This window comes from Bacillus lumedeiriae (assembly GCF_044891285.1).
GTDB classification, from domain to species: domain Bacteria; phylum Bacillota; class Bacilli; order Bacillales; family Domibacillaceae; genus Pseudobacillus; species Pseudobacillus lumedeiriae.
The window spans coordinates 147,427-167,431 of record NZ_JAUIYO010000005.1 but is presented as its reverse complement, the minus strand read 5'-3'; the positions used below and the strand labels follow the sequence as shown (position 1 = coordinate 167,431).

At 41.7% G+C, this 20,005-nt stretch carries 17 protein-coding genes and 1 other annotated feature; of the genes, 14 read left to right on the top strand and 3 right to left on the bottom strand.

Going from position 1 to position 20,005, the window contains the following annotated elements:
* Positions 1–80 precede the first annotated feature (80 nt).
* Positions 81–767 carry a TrkA C-terminal domain-containing protein gene (locus QYG89_RS09460; protein ID WP_404316756.1) on the top strand — a complete coding sequence of 229 codons (687 nt, stop codon included), beginning with the start codon at positions 81–83 and terminating at the stop codon, positions 765–767.
* A gap of 159 nt (positions 768–926) precedes the next feature.
* On the opposite strand, the gene QYG89_RS09455 is transcribed toward QYG89_RS09460, so the two are convergent.
* A complete protein-coding gene (locus QYG89_RS09455) occupies positions 927–1,751 on the bottom strand; it encodes an EcsC family protein (protein WP_404316754.1) in 825 nt (274 codons plus the stop codon).
* A gap of 696 nt (positions 1,752–2,447) precedes the next feature.
* Here QYG89_RS09455 and QYG89_RS09450 point away from each other — a divergent pair.
* From QYG89_RS09450 to fumC, 12 genes are all read left to right on the top strand, one after another.
* Positions 2,448–3,683, top strand: a complete 1,236-nt coding sequence (locus QYG89_RS09450; RefSeq protein WP_404316753.1) for a dicarboxylate/amino acid:cation symporter — start codon at positions 2,448–2,450, stop codon at positions 3,681–3,683.
* A gap of 114 nt (positions 3,684–3,797) precedes the next feature.
* Complete coding sequence (tatA, locus tag QYG89_RS09445) at positions 3,798–3,971, top strand: twin-arginine translocase TatA/TatE family subunit (RefSeq protein ID WP_404316752.1); 174 nt, start codon at positions 3,798–3,800, stop codon at positions 3,969–3,971.
* Between the two features lie 236 nt (positions 3,972–4,207).
* The gene (locus QYG89_RS09440; protein ID WP_404316751.1) at positions 4,208–6,163 is read left to right on the top strand and encodes a transglycosylase domain-containing protein; all 1,956 of its coding nucleotides are present in this window, start codon (positions 4,208–4,210) and stop codon (positions 6,161–6,163) included.
* A gap of 575 nt (positions 6,164–6,738) precedes the next feature.
* Positions 6,739–8,403 (top strand): dihydroxy-acid dehydratase, encoded by a 1,665-nt coding sequence (gene ilvD / locus QYG89_RS09435; RefSeq protein WP_404316750.1) that lies wholly within the window; start codon positions 6,739–6,741, stop codon positions 8,401–8,403.
* A gap of 2 nt (positions 8,404–8,405) precedes the next feature.
* Positions 8,406–8,656 (top strand) — a binding site (T-box leader).
* 109 nt (positions 8,657–8,765) lie between these two features.
* Positions 8,766–10,481 (top strand): acetolactate synthase large subunit, encoded by a 1,716-nt coding sequence (gene ilvB, locus QYG89_RS09430; protein ID WP_404316749.1) that lies wholly within the window; start codon positions 8,766–8,768, stop codon positions 10,479–10,481.
* Positions 10,478–10,999: an acetolactate synthase small subunit gene (gene ilvN / locus QYG89_RS09425; RefSeq protein ID WP_404316748.1), complete on the top strand. Its 522-nt coding sequence runs from the start codon at positions 10,478–10,480 to the stop codon at positions 10,997–10,999. The genes ilvB and ilvN overlap by 4 nt, the downstream gene beginning before the upstream one ends.
* Before the next feature lie 115 nt (positions 11,000–11,114).
* Entirely contained in the window at positions 11,115–12,140 is a 1,026-nt protein-coding gene (gene ilvC, locus QYG89_RS09420) for a ketol-acid reductoisomerase (protein ID WP_404316747.1), read from the top strand.
* Positions 12,127–13,674 carry a 2-isopropylmalate synthase gene (locus tag QYG89_RS09415; protein WP_404316746.1) on the top strand — a complete coding sequence of 516 codons (1,548 nt, stop codon included), beginning with the start codon at positions 12,127–12,129 and terminating at the stop codon, positions 13,672–13,674. Before ilvC ends, QYG89_RS09415 begins: the two co-directional genes overlap by 14 nt.
* Before the next feature lie 18 nt (positions 13,675–13,692).
* Positions 13,693–14,802, top strand: a complete 1,110-nt coding sequence (gene leuB, locus QYG89_RS09410) for a 3-isopropylmalate dehydrogenase (RefSeq protein WP_404316745.1) — start codon at positions 13,693–13,695, stop codon at positions 14,800–14,802.
* A 98-nt stretch (positions 14,803–14,900) separates the two neighbouring features.
* Positions 14,901–16,313: a 3-isopropylmalate dehydratase large subunit gene (gene leuC, locus QYG89_RS09405; protein ID WP_404316744.1), complete on the top strand. Its 1,413-nt coding sequence runs from the start codon at positions 14,901–14,903 to the stop codon at positions 16,311–16,313.
* A 12-nt stretch (positions 16,314–16,325) separates the two neighbouring features.
* On the top strand, positions 16,326–16,919 hold the full coding sequence (leuD, locus tag QYG89_RS09400) for a 3-isopropylmalate dehydratase small subunit (protein WP_404316743.1): 594 nt from the start codon (positions 16,326–16,328) through the stop codon (positions 16,917–16,919).
* A 490-nt stretch (positions 16,920–17,409) separates the two neighbouring features.
* Positions 17,410–18,783 carry a class II fumarate hydratase gene (fumC, locus tag QYG89_RS09395; protein ID WP_404316742.1) on the top strand — a complete coding sequence of 458 codons (1,374 nt, stop codon included), beginning with the start codon at positions 17,410–17,412 and terminating at the stop codon, positions 18,781–18,783.
* Positions 18,784–18,920: 137 nt separating this feature from the next.
* Here the strand turns inward: fumC and QYG89_RS09390 are convergent, their stop codons facing one another.
* On the bottom strand, positions 18,921–19,130 hold the full coding sequence (locus tag QYG89_RS09390) for a small, acid-soluble spore protein, alpha/beta type (protein ID WP_404316741.1): 210 nt from the start codon (positions 19,128–19,130) through the stop codon (positions 18,921–18,923).
* A 294-nt stretch (positions 19,131–19,424) separates the two neighbouring features.
* On the opposite strand from QYG89_RS09390, the gene QYG89_RS09385 reads away from it, so the two are divergent.
* Positions 19,425–19,685, top strand: coding sequence for a metal-sensitive transcriptional regulator (locus QYG89_RS09385; RefSeq protein WP_404316740.1), 261 nt, complete (start codon positions 19,425–19,427; stop codon positions 19,683–19,685).
* Between the two features lie 83 nt (positions 19,686–19,768).
* Here QYG89_RS09385 and QYG89_RS09380 read toward each other — a convergent pair whose 3' ends face one another.
* Positions 19,769–19,969: a hypothetical protein gene (locus tag QYG89_RS09380; RefSeq protein WP_404316739.1), complete on the bottom strand. Its 201-nt coding sequence runs from the start codon at positions 19,967–19,969 to the stop codon at positions 19,769–19,771.
* Between the last annotated feature and the right edge of the window lie 36 nt (positions 19,970–20,005).

The window sequence follows — 20,005 nt, the reverse complement described above, 5'->3', positions numbered from 1 at the left end:
TTTTTTGTTTGTCGTTTTATTTAGTGGCAGGAAGGGAAATATTCCTTCAGCCTAATCTTTAAAAAGGAGGAACGGGAAGAATGGGACTTGTTTTTATGTTCCTTTATTTTTTAATTGTTGCCTTTGTTATCGAAATTTCCGTTATGTTATTTAATTTAACTGGACTAGAAACAGATGTTTCTCGATATCAAGTTGTTTCGATGCTGACGAATACTGGTTTTACTACCGATGAAGCACAGCTCATTCTTGATCATCCTGTCCGCAGGCGGTTAAGCATGTTCCTCATTCTATTCGGCGCTTTTTCCCTTGCAGTGATTATCTCTTCCATCACCAATATTTTAGCTGATGATTTACGGTTAAAAGAATTGGCTCTGATTAATGTTGTTCTTCTCATCCTAGTGCTCGCCGGTAAAACTCCTTTTATTAGGCACAAGCTGCAAAAGAAACTTAGTTACGAAATGGAAAAGAAACTCGAAATTTCAGAACTCCCAGTTAAAGATGCTCTGTATTTGAATGAGGATGACTTAGTCACGGATGTTGTGATTGACGAGAGTTCCGAATTCATCGGCAAGAAAACAACAGAGCTCATAAGAAGGGATGAGGATGTTAATATTTTATTCATTAAGCGAGGAAAAGTCTATGTACGCAGTAGTCTCGCCAGTGAAAAAATTCAAGAAGGTGATCAATTGTTCATTTATGGAAATAAAAAAACAATAAAGAAGCGCTTGTTACAAGATAAGGGCCAAAACAAAAGCTCATCCAACTGAGCTGTGAGGCTGTTGACAAGCGATCTGCTTCTTCGCTGCTCACCTGTCTAGGGTGTTCAAGTTCCTTGTCGGTCACTCTTGCTCTGGATCTTCGCAAAACGCGTCTTCAATCAGCCTAAAAGTGTCTAAAGCAGGATTTGCTTATCATCTAAAAGCTTGTTAGATGGAACTTTCTGTTTGACCATTTATCTCTTGTAAACGCTCCATAATGCGGCGCTTTTTGTAGAGCATCATACCGGTTTCAGCAATGTCAAGAATCGCTGACCGATTTGTGAAAGCACCGAATGCAATTCCGGCTACGGGAACGAGCTGCATCATTTTCTTCCAGCCGAATTGGTCACGATACGTATAAATGACTTCTCGCCATCCTTGTAATTGAGACAGCATTTCTCTGTTCTTCACCTGTCCGCGGTAACAAGCAGACAAGTCATTTAAGATGGCTTGTTTGCCTACAACGTCAGAGGATGTGAACTGAAGGCATTTAATAATAAATACACGTTCCTCCTTTTCGTTCGGATCATAACCGTATGTGATGGCAAGATCTTGAAGTGTTTTTAAAGACAAACCGAGCAGCAGGGGGATGTCCACAGCAAGAGTGAATACACCGCCAATGCCTGTTGAAGCTCCCTGGACAGTCGCCATATTTGCCCGCGAGTTTTTCAAGCTTTCACTAACGAAGTCCATCTTTTCAATTGGGACAGAACGGACATCGTGAATGGATTGAATAACGAGTTCAGGATTAGCTTCTTGAATTTTGTTCAGCACGCTCTTTTCCTGAATTAAATATTGTCCGCCTGTTTGAATGAAATTTCCGATCTCATCAAGAAGCTGACTAATCTTGTTTTGAATGACTTTTGGTGTGATCTTATCAAGCAGTTTAAATGGAAGGCGGGCTACTTTTTCCCAAATCCATAGACGCTTTTGGTCTTTTTCCCATTTTTCAATTGCTGAGAGTTCGGTGAGCAATTGTTCTTTCGTTTCCATGTTTACCTCATCCTTTTTTGATCGTTAATAAATGTACGGCGGCAGCCTGACTGAAGTTTCAAATTTATTTGAATGCAAGAAGAGTGCTTATTGATTTGCCATCTATTTGGGGGTGACAGGTACTAGGAATGAAACATATGAAATAGTCACAGTTAAAGGTTATTCATTCCATTTTTATAATGAACAGTTTAATGGTTTTTCCAATTTTCTTACATAATGTCATTCTATATTGCATACGATTTGGTAAGCTGCTTATTTCCCTGTTTCAGTGTAAGGGGCTGGAAATAGTCCAGGGAGTCATAGTTCAAAGTATAGGAGTCCGTTGTTTATTCCTTGGCTATGTTAACGATTATTGTTGATTTTGCTGCTTTGTTGATTGGAGCAGCGACCATCGTTCAGCAATATCGTTTACAGAATGTTTGCCATTAAAAAGCAGGGTTCAAATTCGGAGCCGTATTGGATTCGACAAAACTTTAAACGTTTGAGAGGCAATAAGCAGTGTGTCTTCATTCAGTTCAATGCTTTTTCTTTTCAGTGCAGCTTCCTCCAGCCCGATTCTATTTCTTCCATCGTATCAAATAAATAGAGCACACGCTATAACATAAGAGGGGCTGTATAGGTTTGACAAGCAAATGAGCAGGGTACATTTAACGAGAGATACTATCCCATTATTCAGCATAAGAAAGGAGAATGGTGATGAAGCTTACTGGTAAAATTATTATTGCCCTGATTGCTGGTGCGATAGTCGGGCTGCTGCTCAATATTTTTGCTCCAAGTCTTTATAATGTGTTAGATCCATATGTCTTTACTCCGCTTGGGCGTATTTTTCTGAACCTCATCAGTATGCTTGTTGTACCAATTGTATTTCTATCCATCATTCTCGGAGCTGCCGGCCTAGGGGACCCTAAAAAGCTCGGCAGAATCGGATTGAAAACGATTTCCTATTTTTTAATTACTACATGTATCGCAATTATTATTGGATTAATCATTGCAGGAGTCGTTGAGCCGGGGGGAGCAGGAAGTTTTGACACGAAAAATGCAGAATTTTCCGCTGAAGAAGCTCCTCCTGTAAGTGAAACATTATTGAATATTATTCCGAAAAATCCGCTTAATGCAATGACACAAGGGAACATGCTGCAAATTATTGCTTTCGCTCTTTTTATCGGTCTTGCGCTCACCGCGCTTGGAGAAAGAACGAAAGGGTTACTTCATTTAGTTGAGCAGGGAAATGATGTCATGATGTATCTAGTCGGCTTCGTCATGAAGTTTGCTCCATATGGTACATTCGGGTTGATTGCTTCAGCAATCGGCAGTCAAGGATGGTCGGCAGTTAAAGCGATGGGTGTTTATATGATTTGCGTTCTTGCTGCCTTAATTATTCATGGACTGCTCACGTATGGAGGAACCATCTTACTGCTTGCTAGAAAAAGCCCGGTCTGGTTTTTCAAAAACTTCGCGCCTGCAATGAGTGTCGCATTCAGTACATCAAGCAGTAACGCAACGCTGCCTATTTCTATGGATGTAGCGCAAAAGCGTTTGAATGTACCAAAATCGGTCAGTTCCTTCGTTCAGCCGCTTGGCGCCACGATCAATATGGACGGAACAGCGATTATGCAAGGTGTTGCTACTCTCTTTATTGCTCAAGTATACGGGATTGATTTAACGATGGGGGAACTGGCAACAGTTGTACTGACAGCTGTTTTGGCAAGCATTGGAACGGCTGGTGTGCCTGGTGTAGGGTTAATTATGCTCGCAATGGTATTAAGCAGTGTTGGCTTGCCAGTAGAGGGAATCGGTCTTATTCTCGGAATCGACCGTGTACTTGATATGGCACGAACAGCTATCAATATTTCAGGCGATGCCGCTTGTGCTGTGTTCGTTGCAGAGACGGAAAAGAAGAAGACAATAAAAGAACAGCGATCTGGTGCTTAAACGAGAAGCAGCAAGTGTGGCGAAAAAGGCACATTTGCTGCTTTTTTATTTTTAACTTCTTTTGGTTATAGTATAATAACACTATCAATAGCCTGTAAAAGGAGATAAATACCTATGAATCTCGGTGCTGGAGAAATAGCTATTATTATCATTGTGGCCTTGTTGCTTTTTGGACCTTCTAAGCTTCCGCAGCTCGGTAAAGCAGCGGGACAGACATTGCATGAATTTAAACGCGGCATGAAGGGTATCATGGAAGATGAAGAAGAGAAAAAGAATAAAGTCAAATAAATGGAATGGATGAAGGGCTGATGGTGACTAACCGTCAGCTTTTTTACTATGTTGTAACAAATGAAAAATAGTTGAAAATTGGCGATCGAACATGCATCAGTTATAATAAAAGTCTTATTGTGCCCAGCAAAATTGCTCTAGCTGGCTGCCTATGCTCGGCACAATTTAATTGAAATCTGAGCCATAGTGAAAGGCAAAGAGGACCTTGGCTTATTCGGGAGGAACGACATACAAGTATGAATGCAATTAGCAAGTTTATCAAAAATTTGTGGAAAAAATTCCATTTAACGCAAATTACGATCTTAGTTGTGTCTGTGATGATTTTAGGGGGACTTGGGTTTATTGTGTTCTTTATGAAATCTGCGGACGTAGAGACGTTAAAAAAGGGATTGTCTCAATCCACCGTTCTTTATGATGTAAACGGAAATAAAGCGAGCAAATTGTCTGCTAACCGATCAGACAGCGTACCGATTGAACGAATGCCGAAACACTTACAGGATGCAGTCGTAGCGATTGAAGATCATCGTTTTTACGAGCATAGCGGCTTTGACATGAAGGGAATGGGCCGGGCATTTATTAAAAATACTTTTTCTGGCGATGTCGTGCAGGGAGGAAGTACAATTACCCAGCAGTTAACGAAAAATGCCCTATTGTCACCCGAACAAACATATAAAAGAAAAGTGGAAGAACTGTTTCTAGCTATTGAAATTGAAAAGGTGTACAAGAAAAAGGAAATATTGGAAATGTATTTGAACACCATTTATTTTGGCAGCGGGGCATGGGGGGTTCAAAATGCTTCGAAAAAATATTTCGGCAAGGATGTAAGTGAGCTGACGCTCAGCCAATCTGCTATGCTTGCGGGCATCATTAAAGCGCCTTCTGTGCTTGACCCTTATAAAAACTTAGGAAAGGCTATGGCACGAAGAAATGTCGTACTTGATCAAATGGTGAAGTATGGCTACATTACAAGTGAAGAAGCAGAAAGTGCCAAGAATAAACGAGTCTTTCTCGATGATGAAAGCAGTGACCCATTAAAAGGGAAATATCCATATTACGCTGATGCAGTCATAAACGAAGCCATTAACCGATATGGACTGACGCAAAATGATCTGTTAACGAAAGGGTATGAAATCTATACAGCTATGGATCAAGGTGTACAAGAAGGGTTAGAACGTGTGTATGAAAAAGATTGGCTCTTTCCGAACTCTGTGAACGGGGATCCCTCCCAAAGTGCGGCGATTTTGTTAAATCCGAAAACAGGCGGGGTCATGGCGATTGTCGGAAAACGGGGAGAGCATGTGTTTAGAGGGTTTAACTATGCTACACAGATGAGAACGTCTCCAGGTTCAACGCTAAAACCACTAGCTGTGTATACACCCGCTTTAGAAGCTGGATATGAACCCACATCTATGCTGAAGGATGAACCAATGACATTCGGGGACTATGAACCGGCCAATTATGGGGGAACATATCACGGAGAAGTGTCTATGAACAAGGCGCTTGAGAAATCTCTTAATATCCCGGCTGTTTGGCTGCTAGATGAAATTGGTCTGTCAAAAGGAATGGATGCACTTGAACGCTTTGGCATACCGCTGGAAGAAAAGGATAAAAGCTTGGCTATTGCTTTAGGCGGCATGACAAAAGGCGTCGCTCCCCTGCATATCGCACAGGCTTACACGGCATTTCCGAATGGCGGTGTGCGCAAAGAACATTTCTTTATTCAAAAGATTATCGGGCCGGAAGGTGAGATTAAGCCGCAGTGGACACCTAAGGAAACAAAAGTAACAACAAAAGAAGTGGCAGATGAAGTGAATGCTATGCTGCTAAATGTGGTCAAAAAGGGCTCAGGAAAAAAAGCTAAAATACCGGGATTGGAACTTGCAGGAAAAACTGGTTCTACTCAAGTGCCGATTGAAGGCATTAAGGGAACGAAAGACCAGTGGTTTGTCGGCTATACCCCAGATGTTGTAGGAACAGTATGGATTGGTGTAGAAAAAGTGGACGAACATCATTACCTTACTAAAAACAGTTCAGATGGAGCCGTGCCGTTATTTAAAGAAATTATGCAGGAGATTAGGCCGGATTTAGACGGTACTTCATTTGATGTGGAGTCGATCGAAGAAAAGAAGGAACCAGAAAAAGAGAAAAATTGGTTTGAGAAAGCAATTGACCAATGGAGTGAACTATTTTAAAGGCTACGTTAATAACTATTGTTGAATTTGCCCCTTTGCTGATTGGAGAGGAAGACATTAGACTTCTGCAGGAAAAGCGTGTCTAGACGATGGTCCCGGACCGCTCTCAGCAGAAATCAACATGGGAGGAGCAAAGCCACTTAAGAAACGGTCCCAAAATATATTAATTTTTGGGACCGTTTTTTTATAATCAAAAATTTAATGCATATATTACTTGAGGTGAAAAAATTCTGAAGGAACCAAGCAATAAAAAAATTCGAAAATTCGCCCAATTTCTACAAGAAAGAACAAAGGCCCCTTAGATCAGGGGTTGTAAGCGATTGCAGATATTAGTTAAGGAAATTCAATCATTTTAATTGTCTAAAAATTTCATAAAAGGTGTTGACCAATAAGGAAAAGCAAGATATGATTGTCCTCAATTAAACTTACTTTTTAAATTTGAACGACTATTCCAATGATTGATAATTCAAAGAAATATAAGACTGAAAAGCTAGTGTATCTTTTCGCCCTTAAGCGAGAGAGATATATGAAGTTTTAGTAGCGTATGCAGCTTTAAGACACCTGGAGGAGATATTATGCGCAGTGATATGATAAAGAAGGGGATTGAACGGGCTCCCCACCGCAGCCTGCTTTACGCAGCTGGGGTAAAAACAGAAGACTTGCATAAACCTTTTATCGGGGTTTGTAACTCTTACATTGACATTATTCCGGGTCACGTCCACTTAAATAAATTTGCGGAAGTTGTTAAAGAAGCCATTCGTGAAGCTGGGGGCGTTCCTTTCGAATTCAATACGATCGGGGTGGATGATGGTATTGCGATGGGCCATATCGGCATGCGGTACTCATTGCCGAGCAGGGAGCTGATCGCTGATGCTGCTGAAACAGTTATTAATGCTCACTGGTTTGATGGAGTCTTCTATATTCCAAACTGTGACAAAATTACTCCGGGCATGCTAATGGCAGCTGCCAGAACGAATGTCCCTTCTGTATTTGTTTCAGGCGGTCCTATGGAAGGCGGAAAAACAAAGGCAGGAAAGCCACTGTCGCTTGTTTCTGTATTTGAGGGCGTTGGCGCTCACCTTTCAGGAAAGATGTCAGCGGAAGAATTGCTGGAAATTGAATCAAGTGCTTGTCCAACATGCGGATCTTGTTCGGGAATGTTCACAGCTAACTCCATGAACTCTTTAATGGAGATTCTTGGAATGACACCACCGGGCAATGCAACGATTGTAGCTACATCAAATGAACGTCACAAGTTAATTAAACAAGCGGTTCAACACTTAATGGATGCCATTAAAAATGATGTGAAGCCGAGAGATATTATTACAAAAGAAGCTATTGATGATGCATTTGCACTTGATATGGCAATGGGTGGTTCAACGAATACCGTTCTCCATACATTAGCAATTGCACATGAGGCAGAAATCGATTACGATTTAAGCCAAATCAATGAAATCGCTAAAAAAGTACCTTACTTGTCAAAAATTAGCCCTGCTTCTGATTATACAATGCAAGACGTTCATGAAGCTGGCGGTATTAGTGCCATTATTAATGAACTGTGCAGCATAGGCGCTTTAAATAAAGATCGGATTACTGTTACTGGGAAATCTGTTTATGAAAATGTAAAAGATGCAGAAATTATTAATGATCAAGTGATCCGCAGAAGCGGCAATCCTTACAGCCCTGTAGGCGGCTTATCTATCTTATTCGGAAACTTAGCTCCAGATGGCGGGGTAATCAAAGTAGGGGCTGTTGATCCTTCTATTACGACATTTACTGGAGAAGCCATTGTATTTGAATCTCAAGAAGCAGCTCAGGAAGGCATTGATAACGGTACGGTCCAAGCTGGTCACGTAGTTGTGATTCGTTATGAAGGCCCTAAAGGGGGACCGGGCATGCCAGAAATGCTTGCACCTACATCAGCTATCGCTGGTCGTGGACTTGACAAGAAAGTCGCATTAATAACAGATGGAAGATTCTCCGGGGCTTCCCGTGGTATTTCCATCGGACATATTTCACCAGAAGCAGCTGAAGGCGGCCCAATCGCTTTCGTTGAAAATGGAGATAAAATTATTATCGACTTGCCTGGTCGAACAATAAATGTTGTTCTAACAGAAGAAGAGCTGGCGGAAAGAAAGAAAAACTGGGTGCAGCCAGAACCAAAGATTAAAAAAGGTTACTTAGCAAGATATTCTAAGCTTGTGACTTCTGCTAATACAGGCGGAGTTATGAAAATTTAATCACTAAAACGTGGACGAGGAAAAAGTTGTAAGACAAGGTATTCACAGAGAGCCGGCGGTGCTGGAAGCCGGTAATACCCCTTACAGCGACATCCCCTCAGAGTGCGGATCTGAACGGAGACTATTAGGATCGGCCGAGTATCATTACTCGTTATCAAAAAGGACAATAATTAAATTGTCCATGAGGTGGCATTTGTGAGAGTGCCATAAACCAGGGTGGTACCGTGGAAGGAAAAGTCTTTTCACCCCTGCGCTTAATGGATCAGTAGGCGTGAGGGTGTAAAGGCTTTTCTTTTTGCTTTTACTTAAAGAGCCAATCACTCTTGCGATTTAGGAAAACAACCATTTTGGAGGGAAACTGCATGAATGCAAATGTAAAAACAAAAGCCAAACCGTTGACTCAAGCCATGAGTGGAGCTGAACTCTTTATTGAATCATTGAAAAAAGAAGAGGTAGAAGTGGTTTTTGGTTATCCAGGAGGAGCCGTTCTTCCATTGTATGATGCCTTATATAGAAACCCGATCCGGCATATTTTAGCAAGACACGAACAGGCTGCAATTCATGCAGCTGAAGGATATGCAAGAGTATCAGGCAAGCCCGGAGTTGTTATCGCTACTTCAGGACCAGGAGCGACAAACCTTGTGACGGGTATTACAGATGCAATGATGGACTCCCTTCCACTTGTTGTCTTTACAGGGCAGGTAGCAACAGGAGTCATTGGAACGGATGCTTTCCAAGAAGCTGATGTCATTGGAATTACGATGCCAATTACAAAACACAATTACCAAGTACGGGATTTACAAGAGCTGCCGCGAATTATTCGCGAAGCGTTTCACATTGCGACAACAGGCCGCCCTGGCCCGGTATTAATTGATATTCCAAAAGATATTGCTACAACGATCTCAAATCCTAAATTTGTAACAGAGATTGATTTACCGGGGTATCAGCCAAATACAATGCCTAATATTCTGCAAATTAAGAAATTAGCAGATGCTATTGCTCAAGCTAAAAAGCCGGTTATTTTGGCTGGTGCGGGCATCCTTCACGGAAAAGCATCGGAACAGCTGCTTTCTTTAGTGGAAAAAACGAATATTCCAGTTGTTAATACGCTTCTAGGACTTGGTTCATTTCCGTCTGACCACCCGTTGTTTTTAGGAATGGGAGGCATGCACGGAACGTACACAGCGAATATGGCAATGTACGAAGCGGATTTATTAATCAATATCGGCGCTCGGTTTGATGACCGTTTAACAGGCAATCTTCAGCATTTTGCACCAACAGCACTCATTGCTCATATCGACATTGATCCAGCGGAAATCGGCAAAAACTTGGAAACGCATATTCCAATCGTAGCGGATGCGAAGGAAGCGTTAAAGACGTTGCTTGAATGTGATTTAACGACACCAGCGGCTGATGAGTGGAGAGCACAGTTGAAGCAGAACAAGAAAGAATATCCACTTTGGAATTCTGATGATGAAGAAGGGATCTCTCCTCAGAGATTAACACAGACTATTCATGAAATTACGAATGGTCAAGCGATTGTAACGACAGATGTTGGCCAGCATCAAATGTGGGCAGCGCAATATTATGGATTTAATGATCCGAGCCGCTGGGTGACATCAGGAGGACTGGGAACGATGGGATTTGGTTTCCCTGCTGCCATTGGTGCACAGATTGCATACCCGGATGACACAGTTGTGTCTGTTGTAGGGGATGCTGGATTCCAGATGACTTTACAAGAGCTTGGTCTTGTCGCCGAGCTAAACTTGCCAGTTAAGATTGTCGTATATAATAACCAAGCGTTAGGAATGGTTAGACAATGGCAGGAAGAGTTCTATGAGGAACGATATTCGCAATCATTACTTCCTTGCCAGCCGGATTTTGTGAAGCTGGCAGAGGCTTATGGAATCAAGGGATACTCAGTTTCGACGGAGGAAGAAGCGGAACAAGTGCTGAGAGAAACATTAAATAGCCGTGAACCGGTTTTAATTGACTGCCGAATCAAGCAGAAAGAAAAAGTATTCCCGATGATTGCTCCAGGAAAAGGACTTCATGAAATGATTGGGGTGAAACCATGAAACGTACTGTGACTGTAACGGTACTTAATCGAAGTGGCGTATTGAACAGAATTACTGGATTGTTTACGAAAAGACAATTTAACATTGAAAGCATTACCGTAGGTCCTACGGAAACAGAAGGTATTTCCAAAATGACATTTATTGTTCATGTAGAAGATGAGCGTACTGCAGAGCAAGTATTGAAACAGCTTAACAAGCAAGTAGATGTTCTGAAAGTATCTGACATCACTAATCAAGCGGTTGTATCTAGAGAGCTTGCGTTGATTAAAGTCATTACTACGCCAAATACCCGAGCGGAAATTAATGTCATTATCGAACCGTTCCGGGCAACGATTATTGACGTAGCGAAAGATAGTGTCACGATCCAAGTCGTTGGCAACTTTGAAAAAATTGAAGCAATGATTGATCTGCTTCGCCCTTACGGTATTAAGGAATTATCGCGTACAGGCCAAACAGCCTTGACACGCGGCTCACAAAAACAGGTAACAGAATTAAAGCAGTATTCAATTTTAAAATAGGCTATGTTAATGATTGTGGTTGATTTTGCTGCTTTGTTAATTCGAGCAGAAAGCAAGAGGCAACTTTAATAAGCCTTAAAATAAAAAAACAATTAATTTTGGAGGATGATGAAAAATGGCAAAGGTATATTATAACGGAGATATTAACGAGGCAGTTTTAGCAAATAAGAAAGTAGCAATCATCGGATACGGTTCTCAAGGACATGCACATGCACAAAACTTACGTGAAAGCGGAGTAGATGTAATTGTAGGTTTACGTCCAGGGAAATCTTGGGATCAAGCAAAAGAAGATGGCTTTGATGTAAAATCAGTTCGTGAAGCAAGTGCTGAAGCTGACTTAATCATGATTCTTCTTCCAGACGAGTATCAAACAGCAGTTTACAAAAATGAAATCGAACCTGAATTAAACGCAGGAAAAACATTAGCATTTGCTCATGGATTCAACGTTCACTTCAACCAAATCGTACCACCTGCAGATGTAGATGTATTCTTAGCTGCTCCTAAAGGCCCTGGTCATTTAGTACGCCGCACGTACGAAGAAGGTGCAGGTGTACCAGGCTTAATCGCTATTTATCAAGATGTTACAGGCCAAGCGAAAGATATCGCTCTTGCTTACGCAAAAGGTATCGGTTCTGCGCGTGCAGGTGTATTAGAAACTACATTCCAAGAAGAAACAGAAACAGATTTATTCGGTGAGCAAGCTGTTCTTTGCGGCGGTGTATCTGCTCTTGTAAAAGCTGGATTTGAAACATTAATCGAAGCAGGCTACCAACCAGAAGTTGCTTACTTTGAGTGTTTACATGAACTTAAATTAATCGTTGACTTAATGTATGAAGGCGGCCTTGAAGGCATGAGATATTCAATTTCTGATACAGCACAGTGGGGTGACTTCGTATCAGGTCCACGCGTAATTACAGCGGAAACAAAAGAGCGTATGGGTGAAGTATTAAAAGACATTCAAACAGGTAAATTTGCGAAAGGCTGGCTTCTTGAAAATCAGTTGAACCGTCCTGAATTCACTGCGATCAATGCAAGCGAAAGCAAACATCCAATTGAAGTAGTAGGAAGAGAACTTCGTAAAATGATGCCATTTGTAAAAAAACAATCTAAGAAGGAAGTGTCTGCTGGTGCGCAAGGTTGAAATCTTTGACACAACGTTAAGAGATGGAGAACAGTCAGCAGGAGTTAACTTAAATACCCTTGAAAAATTAGAAATCGCCAAGCAACTTGAAAGACTTGGGGTCGACGTCATTGAAGCGGGCTTTCCAGCCGCTTCAAGGGGCGACCTTGAAGCAGTTAAGATGATTGCTAATACGGTGAAAAACAGCTCCGTGACTGGCCTTGCCCGTTCGCATCAAAAAGATATTGATGCAGCATGGGAAGCGCTGAAAGAATCAGCAGAACCTCGCATTCACGTCTTTTTAGCTACTTCACCGATTCATCGTGAATATAAGTTGAAAATGACAAAGGATGAAGTGGTTGAAAGAGCGGTAGAAGCTGTTAAGTACGCAAAAGCAAAATTTGCAAAAGTTCAATTTTCTGCAGAAGATGCATGCCGTACAGAGCCTGAATTTCTAGCAAGGGTAACAGAAGCGGTTATCAATGCCGGAGCTTCTGTCGTTAATATTCCAGACACAGTTGGCTATATTACTCCAAAAGAAATTAAAGACTTGTTTTTATATTTAAGAAATAACGTATCGAATATCGACAAGGCTATTTTGTCTGCTCACTGTCATGATGATCTTGGAATGGCTACAGCTAATTCATTAGCAGCAATTGAAGGCGGAGCTGGCCAAGTAGAGGGTACAATTAATGGAATCGGTGAGCGTGCTGGTAACGTAGCACTTGAAGAAGTAGCCGTTGCTCTTTATATCCGCAATGATTTCTATGGTGCGACAACGAATATGAAGCTGAATGAAATCAAACGGACAAGCAGCCTTGTATCCAAATTAACAGGCATGATTGTACCAGCGAACAAAGCTGTCATCGGCGACAATGCTTTTGCGCATGAGTCAGGTATTCACCAAGATGGCGTATTGAAGGAAAAAACAACATACGAAATTATTACACCAGAATTGATTGGTGTGAATTCTAATAAGCTTGTCCTTGGTAAACATTCTGGACGTCATGCGTTTAAAAATAAAGCGATTGAGCTTGGCTTTGAGCTAACAGATGAAAAATTAAATGAATCGTTCCAGGCATTTAAAGACTTGGCTGACAAGAAGAAGGAAATTACAGATGAAGATCTCTTCTCGATTCTTGCAGATAAACAAACGCAAGCAGCGGATGTTGAGCGTTATGAATTAAATAGCATTCAAGTCCAATATGGAACGGAACACATTCCGACAGCTACAGTTTCTGCAACATTGCCGAATGGCGAACAAGTGACAGAAGCCGCTACTGGATCTGGAAGTGTTGAAGCAATTTATAATACACTTGAGCGCCTTCTTGATGAACCGGTTAAACTGCATGATTACAAAATCAATTCAGTCAGCGCCGGCCGCGATGCTCTCGCAGAAGTATACGTTCGAATTAAGCATAAAGGAATCGAAACGAGCGGACGGGGAACAGCGCAGGACGTTCTTGAAGCATCTGCCCGCGCTTACTTAAATGCTGTTAATCGAGTATTAACGTTAGAAGCTCAACAGTTAGAAGCACAAAAAGTACACATTTGATGTAACGGAGGGGTTAACGTGAAAAAGAACATTGCAGTACTGCCTGGAGACGGGGTCGGCCGGGAAGTAGCAGGAGGAGCCACTGCCGTTCTTAAAGCAGTTGGTGAGCGATTCGGCCATGAGTTTGAATTTGAATATGCCAATATCGGCGGAGCAGCCATTGATGAATCAAACAATCCTCTCCCAAATGAAACACTAGAACTTTGTAAGCAAAGCGATGCAGTTTTCTTAGGAGCAGTAGGCGGCCCTAAATGGGATAACCTGCCTACTCATATACGTCCAGAGCGCGGGCTTCTAGCTATTCGTAAAGAACTAGGTTTATTTGCCAACCTTCGTCCGGTTATTGGATTTAACAGCTTGCTGCAATCTTCGCCACTTAAGCCTGAAATTGCAGAAAATGTAAATTTAATGATTGTGCGTGAGTTAACCGGCGGATTGTATTTTGGAAAGCCGAGTGAACGCCGTGGAGAAAATCAAGAGGCCGTTGTTGATACGCTGCAATATACAAGAAAAGAAATTGAGCGCATTGTGGAAAAAGCATTTGAGCTTGCCATGATCCGCAACAAAAAGCTTACTTCTGTTGATAAAGCGAACGTATTGGAGTCCAGCCGTATGTGGCGCGAAATTGTCAACGAAAAGGCAGAATTGTATCCACAAGTTGCAGTAGATCATATGTATGTTGATGCTGCCGCGATGAAGCTGATCAGCAATCCGAGAGATTTTGATGTCGTTGTTACTGAGAATTTATTTGGTGACATTTTAAGTGATGAAGCTTCGATGATTACAGGATCCCTCGGTATGCTTCCTTCTGCAAGCTTGACAGAAGATGGATTCGGTTTATATGAACCAGTTCATGGATCAGCACCTGATATTGCGGGTCTTAATAAAGCCAATCCAATGGCAATGATTTTATCAGCAGCTTTAATGTTGAAATATTCGTTCCAAATGCGAGAAGAAGCTGAAGCCATTGAACAGGCAGTTCAAGAAGTGTTGAATGAGGGCTACCGGACAGTGGATCTTCAAGCGACAGGAAATACTGTTGTTGGCACAGATCAAATGATTGATCTAGTCGTTCAACGCGTAAAAGAAGGTTCAGCTATTTCTTCTATTATGGGCGTTTATATGTAATGTGAAAATCAATGAACATAAACTTAGAAGGATTCCGCTTTTCCTATAAGGAAATCGGAATCCCTCTTTTTTAAAAAAAGACAGTGGGGGGCTGTTTTATGGCACCGAAAACAATTATCGAGAAAATTTGGGAACAGCATGTAGTACACAGCGAAGAAGGAAAACCGGACCTTTTATATATTGATCTCCACTTAGTACATGAAGTAACTTCTCCGCAAGCATTTGAAGGCCTGCGAATGAATAACCGCAAAGTGCGCCGTCCGGATTTAACATATGCCACAATGGATCATAATGTGCCGACGGTTAACCGCCACATTATTAATGACCCTATTTCTAAAACGCAAATGAAAACACTAGAGCAGAACTGTAAAGAGTTTGGAGTGGAATTGGCTGATATTAATCATCCGGATCAAGGAATTGTTCACGTCATTGGACCGGAGCTTGGATTAACACAGCCAGGAAAAACAATTGTCTGTGGAGACAGCCATACATCTACACACGGTGCATTCGGTGCGTTGTCTTTTGGTATTGGAACGAGTGAAGTAGAACACGTTCTTGCTACGCAAACACTTTGGCAAACAAAACCGAAAACATTACAAATTAAAGTAACTGGAAAGCTTGGTTTCGGTGTAACAGCGAAAGATTTAATTTTGGCTATTATTGCTAAATATGGTGTGAATGCAGGTACTGGTTATGTTATGGAATATACAGGCGAAGCGATTCAGAATTTGTCAATGGAAGAGCGGATGACAGTCTGTAACATGTCGATCGAAGCAGGAGCACGTGCCGGCTTAATTAGTCCAGATGAAAAAACAGTGGAGTACTTAAGAGGCCGTCGCTATGCGCCACAAGGCGAGGCATTTGAGAGAGCAGCAGAACATTGGCTTTCACTTGCTACAGATGAAGGAGCAGAATACGACCTTACGCTTGAAATTGCTGGCGAGGAAATTGAACCACAAGTAACTTGGGGAACAAATCCATCCATGGGAAGCGGTATCAGTGCTTCTGTACCGAATCCTGAGCAATTTGAACGTCAGGCAGACCGCGAATCTGTTGCACATGCATTGGAGTATATGGAGCTTTCAGCTGGAACGAAATTGGAAGATATTCCAGTTGATTATGTGTTCATCGGTTCTTGTACAAACTCACGTCTGAGCGACTTGCGTGCAGCTGCTGAAGTGGCAAAAGGAAGAAAAGTGCAAGAAGGGGTAACGGCGATCGTTGTTCCAGGATCACAGACAGTGAAGCTGGCTGCAGAAGCGGAAGGATTAGATAAAATCTTTACTGAAGCGGGCTTTGAATGGCGGGAGTCTGGCTGCAGTATGTGTCTTGCAATGAATGATGATATTGTTCCATCAGGCAAGCGCTGTGCATCTACGTCTAACCGTAACTTTGAAGGACGTCAAGGAAATGGTTCAAAAACACATTTGTTGAGCCCAGCGATGGCTGCAGCTGCAGCTGTGACAGGGAAGTTCACTGATGTACGTAAATTAGCCGGAGTTCATCAATAAGGGGGAAGAATCATGAAAGCAATTAATACATTTAATGGAATTGTCTGCCCTCTCAACCGTGCAAATGTCGATACGGATCAAATTATCCCGAAGCAGTTTCTTAAACGGATTGAACGGCAAGGCTTTGGCCAATTCTTATTTCATCATTGGCGTTTTGATGATGATGGGAATAAAAGAGAAGATTTTGTAATGAATCAAATGCAGTATGAGCAGGCGGAAATTTTAGTTTCAGGTGAAAACTTCGGCTGTGGTTCATCAAGGGAGCATGCTCCATGGGCGTTGCTTGATTATGGTTTTCGAATCATTATTGCGCCTAGCTTTGCTGATATTTTTTACAACAACTGTGTAAAAAATGGTATTCTAGCTATTCGTTTGACAGAAGATGAAGTCAACGCAGTTATGGAAAAGGCGAAAGAACCTGGCTACCGCTTATTCGTTAATTTGAAAGAACAGGACATCACTGACCGAAAAGGATTTTCAGCTAGCTTTGATATCGATCCTTATTGGAAGGAAATGCTTTTAAATGGCTGGGATGAAATAGCGGTTACGCTTAACCATGAAGATGAAATTAGCAGCTACGAAAATAAAATCGCAGCAGGAAAATAAGAAAAAAGCAAGGGGTTCCAAGCTGTTTTTTAAGATGAAATGCGCGAAAAATCATGTGACGAACAAGATGATTTAGCGCAGCTTCACTTGAAAAAGTTTGTTTTAGATACTTTAGACTGATTGAAAATGTTTGTCTTTCAAGGCGCGAAGTCTGATGGGGAGCGGAGTGACTAGAAAGGCCATGAGAACCGCAGACAGACGAGAAACGAAGAAAGCTGGCGTTTGTCAATAGCCTGAGACCACGGTATATGCCGTGGTCTTTTTCTTATGCTTCCGTTTAATCATAGAATGGCCCCTGAATCTGTATCAATAAATAGAAACTCGTTCGAAACATATAATTTATAAAGATCATTATGTCACTTTTCATGCTGTATGGGTATGGACCTTTCGTTTTAATGTAAACCGTTTGTTTTTATGTTCATTTATTGGAATGATTTATATGGAAACAGGGAAAAGTGATAGAGGAGCATGAGACGGAGGAGGAATAAAAATGGACTTTCGGATAGAACACGATACGCTGGGAGAAATGAAAGTGCCGGCCGATAAGTATTGGGGTGCACAAACTCAGCGCAGTAAAGAGAATTTTCCGATAGGGATCGAGAAAATGCCGATTGAAGTCATACATGCGTTCGCTCATTTGAAGAAAGCGGCAGCAATTGTCAACGGACAGCTGGGGAAATTACCAGATGAGAAAAAAGAAGTCATTGTCCGTGCATGCGATGAAATCATTGCGGGAAAGTGGGATGGTCACTTTCCACTCGTTGTCTGGCAGACAGGCAGCGGCACTCAGTCTAATATGAATGTGAACGAAGTGACAGCTAGAAGGGGAAATGAACTAACAGGCAAAGAGTCGTTTATTCATCCCAATGATGATGTGAATATGTCGCAAAGCTCAAATGATACCTTTCCAACAGCCATGCATATTGCTGCCTATCACGAAGTTGAAAAGCTGCTGAAGCCGGCGCTTATTCAGTTCGAACAAACCCTTGAACAAAAAGAAAAAGAATATATGAACATTATTAAAATTGGACGTACTCATTTGCAAGATGCTACACCATTAACGCTTGGGCAGGAAATTTCCGGATGGCGCAAGATGGTTCAACGCAGCAGTGAAATGATTGAACAATCCCAGCAATATTTGCTCAGCCTCGCTATTGGAGGCACAGCTGTCGGCACTGGGATCAATGCTGATCCGTCATTTGGAGAGAAAGTAGCAGAACAGCTCAAAAAACAAACAGGCTACCCATTCTACTCTTCCCCAAATAAATTCCATGCATTGACAAGTCACGATGAAATCGTCTATTTTCATGGGGCATTAAAAGCGTTAGCAGCAGACATGATGAAAATTGCAAATGACATTCGCTGGCTGGCAAGCGGCCCGAGAAGTGGAATAGGAGAAATTTCAATCCCAGCAAACGAACCGGGCAGTTCAATCATGCCAGGCAAAGTGAATCCGACTCAAAGTGAAGCCATTACGATGATCGCATCGCAAGTATTTGGCAACGATGCAACAATCGGTTTTGCCGCCAGTCAAGGGAACTTTGAATTAAACGTCTTTAAACCAGTTATTATTTATAATGTGCTGCAGTCTATTCGTCTCCTTGCTGACGGTATTCGTTCATTTGATAAAAAGTGTGCTGCCGGGCTTGAAGCAAACAAGGAAATGATCCAGCAGTTAATGGAACGCTCATTAATGCTTGTTACTGCTCTTAATCCACACATTGGATATGAAAAAGCAGCAGAAATTGCCAAGCTTGCTCATAAGAAAGGACTGACATTAAAAGAAGCAGCGATTGAAACAGGCTACCTGACCGCAGCGCAATATGATGAATGGATTGACCCGACGAAAATGGTCAATTTATAAAATATAATGCCATATTAATGGTTATTGTCGATTAGAGGGTCTGCAGCGGAAAGCAACAGACAAGTTTAATAAAGCCAAAACATAAAAGAGCCCCTGAAAGATCAGGGGCTCAAGCCATGTGTATGAAGTTGTGAAAGTTATTTTTGGAAGCCGTTCATTTGTTGTTGAGCCATTGCTACAAGGCGCTTTGTGATTTCTCCACCAACAGATCCGTTAGAACGAGATGTTGAATCTGCTCCAAGTTGTACGCCAAACTCAGAAGCGATTTCGTATTTCATTTGATCGATAGCTTGTTGAGCTCCTGGAACTAATAATTGGTTGCTGTTGCTGTTGTTGTTGTTTGCCATGTTTTGTCATCTCCTGTTGTTTTATTTTGGCTGGGCTGTTCTGGATTTGCACCAGTCCGCAATTTCTTGCGTCCAGACACTATCTGGTTGAGCCCATCGACTTGAAATGTTGTTGCTTGTATTACTAGTATGTTTGGATTCAAAAAGTTTATTCAAAAATAACTAGTGGCAATTTATACCTTTTTTCCTTTGTGTTTATAACGGTGTTTTCCGAATCGGTGTGCTATACTGATGATACATATCATGCGTTGAACATGCAGAATTTATTCAAGAGAAAATAGAGGTGTATACGTAATGGAATATAACCGTGACATAAAAAATCGTCTCAGTCGGATTGAAGGACAAATAAGAGGCGTGATGAAAATGATGGAAGAAGATAAACACTGTAAGGAAGTTGTGACGCAGCTTTCTGCTATTCGTTCGGCTGTGGATCGTTCTATCGGATTAATTGTCGCGAAAAATCTAGAGATTTGTATAAGAGAAGCGAATGAAAACGGACAGAATGCAGAGGAGGCGATTGAAGAAGCAGTGAATATGATCGTAAAAAGCAGATAAAGCTGCCCCATAAATTAGTGCCAGACCCTTAAAAAATAAACATAGGTGTCCGGCACTTGCAGGACACCTTGTAAAATGACTTTTTATTGATTTGGAGGTGTTTCATCCATTATAGGGACAGCCTCTTCTATGTTGGCAGTAATGGCTTCAGATCTCATATGAACGGAGCCTCCCGACATCCCTTCATTGATCATTCGATCAATATCTAAATACGCTTGATCTTTACCCTCAAACTGTGTATCGGGCAAAAAAGAAAGTTCATCACGTTTTTCATCCACAATCATCCCCTCCTTTATCATAATATGCTCGGAAAAGGAAGC